Source organism: Pseudomonas sp. GM60 (genome assembly GCF_000282415.1).
In the GTDB taxonomy this organism is placed as follows: domain Bacteria; phylum Pseudomonadota; class Gammaproteobacteria; order Pseudomonadales; family Pseudomonadaceae; genus Aquipseudomonas; species Aquipseudomonas migulae.
The window spans coordinates 1-2,816 of record NZ_AKJI01000156.1 but is presented as its reverse complement, the minus strand read 5'-3'; the positions used below and the strand labels follow the sequence as shown (position 1 = coordinate 2,816).

At 61.0% G+C, this 2,816-nt stretch carries 1 protein-coding gene; it reads right to left on the bottom strand.

Annotation, left to right across the window (positions count from 1 at the left end):
- Positions 1-109 precede the first annotated feature (109 nt).
- Entirely contained in the window at positions 110-2,560 is a 2,451-nt protein-coding gene (locus PMI32_RS02310; RefSeq protein ID WP_008034797.1) for a penicillin acylase family protein, read from the bottom strand.
- Positions 2,561-2,816 lie beyond the last annotated feature (256 nt).

The following is a 2,816-nucleotide window of genomic DNA, read 5'->3' as shown; positions in this document are numbered from 1 at the left end:
GTAGGCGCGAGCTTGCTCGCGATGGACGTCAACGATAACGCGTGCTGTCTGAATGAACGCGTTGAACCGACGTTTTTCGCGAGCAGGCTCGCTCCTACAGGTACACGGGTTATTTGCCGGGTGTCAGCGTCAACCGCTTGGTCCCGTAGACCTTGTCGAAGTTTTGCGGCTGCATCGGCAGACTCACGTATTGCCCCTTCAACCACGGATCAACGCTGTCGAGGTAATTCGGACTCGCCGGGTTACCCGACTGGCCGGTACCGTTCTGGCCCATCAACGGTTCGGCCTGGCCGAAATCGACGATGAAGCGCATGGCCGGTGCCAGCGTGGTGTTGAAGTCCTGGCCCCAGGCGAACGCCGCCGTGTTCAACGTGGTGTGATCGCCGCCGGCCGCGAGCGGACCGCGTACGGTCTGGCCACTGGCGTTCTTCCATTCATAGCGGTGCAGTTTGCCCCACTGCCAGGCTTTGTGATCACCGCCCAACTGACTGTCGCCTGCGGTGATGGCCGCCGCGAGGCTGCGGGCGAGAATCGCCGGTTTGTCTTCTTTCTGCGGCGTGCGTGCGTCATCCCAGAACGGGCTGTCTTCACGCCCCAACAGATGATCGGCCTGCGCCGCGTAGGACAACTTGCCGTTGGCGATAAAGGCTTTCCACGCCGGGCTGCTTTCCGGGCCCAGTTCATCGAGGAAGGTTTGCTTGGCGCTTTCCTGCAGGAACAGCTCGTAAATCGCTGCATCGGCGGAGGTCGCGGCGAGTTTGCCGTCGAACGCCATCAGGCGGGTAAACGCTTCGTGCGCCTTGCCGCGATCGGCTACCGGCAGCGCTTCAATGGCCTGCTTGAGCGGCTGGGCCATGCCCGGCGCTGCAAACATCTTTTTCAGTTTGGCGACGAACGTGGTGGTCTGATCGTATTGCATGGTGATCACACTGCGCGTGTCGTGTTTGCCCACGCCGGCCAGTTCAGCCATGCGTTCGCCACGCTCCGGTGCCGACCACGAATTGGATAGCTGCATGCCATAACCATGGGGAATGACCCGCTGGTTGGCGGTGCCGAGCCAGCCTTGCGCCGGGTCTTGATCGTACGGGTGCAGCATCGCGTCGGCGTAACCGTCCCAGTCATAACGACCTTCCCAGCCCGGCGATGGCAGCAGGCCTTCGCCTTCGCGGCGGTTCGGGTAACGACCGGTGACTTGCCAGCCAATATTGCTGGCGTCGGCAAAGACCAGGTTCAGCGTGATCGCACGGATTTCACGGCTGGCGTCCGAGGCTTTCTCCACGGTTTGTGCGCGAGACAGGTCGAAAAACGCGTCCAGGGATTTGTCATCGGTGAAGTTCGGTGTTTGCAACGCCAGGCCCAAACCGTTGCCCAGCGCCGTGCCTTTGGCGCTGTTAAGCAGCGGCCCGTGGCGCGTTTCGTACACCGCTTCGCGAATCGGCCGCTGGCCTTTGACGAAATAGGTTTCGTTGCGAACGATAACCGGCTGCCATTTGCCGCCGACTTCGTAGGAAAGACCGTTGCCCTGGCGTTGGATTTTTTCCAGGAACAGGTCCTGGTTGTCGCCCATGACCGAGGTCATGCTCCACGCCACTTTGCCGTTGAAACCGCCCAGCACCATCGGCAAACCGGCGATGGTCACGCCGGACGCCTGGTATTTCGGCGCACGAATCTGCACGTAACTGAACAGCGACGGCGCGCCCAGCGGCCCATGGCTGTCACTGGCCAGCAGGCTTTTGCCGCTGCGGCTGCGTTGCGGGGCAATCGCCCAGTTGTTCGATGACGTGGCGCCCAGCAGATTCAGATCGGACAGTTGGCCGGTGGCTTTGCTGATTTCGGCGAGGCCTGGAATCGCCCCGTTGAGCTTGAGGCCGTGAAGTTTTTCGGCTTCGGCCACCGGCAGTTTTTCGTCGGGGGCGGACGGTGTCAGCCACGGGAGTTTGTCGGTGGTGACCGATTGGGCCAGCACCAATGAGGAAACTTCCTCGGGCAGATTCGCCGATTGGCTGAAGTTCAGCAGGCAGAAAATCAGCGCTGAATCTTCCGGTTTCCAGTATTCGGGTTTGTAGCCGGTGGCGGTGAGATCGGCCGGCAGCTTGTCGCGGTAGCGGAACAGGTAGGCGTTGACCCCGCGCGCATAGACTTCGAAGAAGCGTTTGAGGCGCGGCGAAGAGGCCTTGTACAACTCGCCGGCGCTTTTCTTCAGGTTGACGGCGCGCATGTAGCGGTCGGCGTCCAGCAGGTCCGAACCGGACATCTCCGACAACCGGCCTTCGGCCAGCAGGCGCAGGGTGACCATCTGCGTGATGCGGTCGCTCGCGTGTACATAGCCGAGGGTGAACAGCGCGTCGTGGAAGCTGCTGCTTTCGATCAACGGCACGCCCATGGCGTTGCGGCGCACCGAAACGTTTTGCGCCAGACCTTTGAGCGGCTGTACGCCGGTGGTGGGTGGGAGCGTGTCTTGGGCGTTCCAGGTCTGACAACCGGACAGGCTCAAAACACCGGCCACTGCTGCGGCAACGCCGAACCGGGGAAGAAAATGTGTGAGGGCTGGCGAGGCCATGGCAAAGCTCCTGCGGGGGGTAGCGTCAGTAAAGGCGCTACGTTAGAGAGCAGGAGGTGGGCGCGCAAGCAGGGTAGGGGGTTATTTCAGGATTTGTCGGATAAACCGTGATGGTTGGGGTTGATGCTGTTGTTTTTTTTGCTCGGAGTACATATCCATTTTTGGGGTGACGGCGGCTATTGGTTTCGCTTTTACAGCGAGTCACTTTGGAAAAGCCCCAAAGTAACCAAAGGGCTCTTGCCCCTTTCGTTCGGTG

What these genes read in the sequence shown, in the direction of transcription:
- PMI32_RS02310 (WP_008034797.1), bottom strand. Translation starts at nt 2,560, where the DNA reads ATGGCCTCGCCAGCCCTCACACATTTTCTTCCCCGGTTCGGCGTTGCC.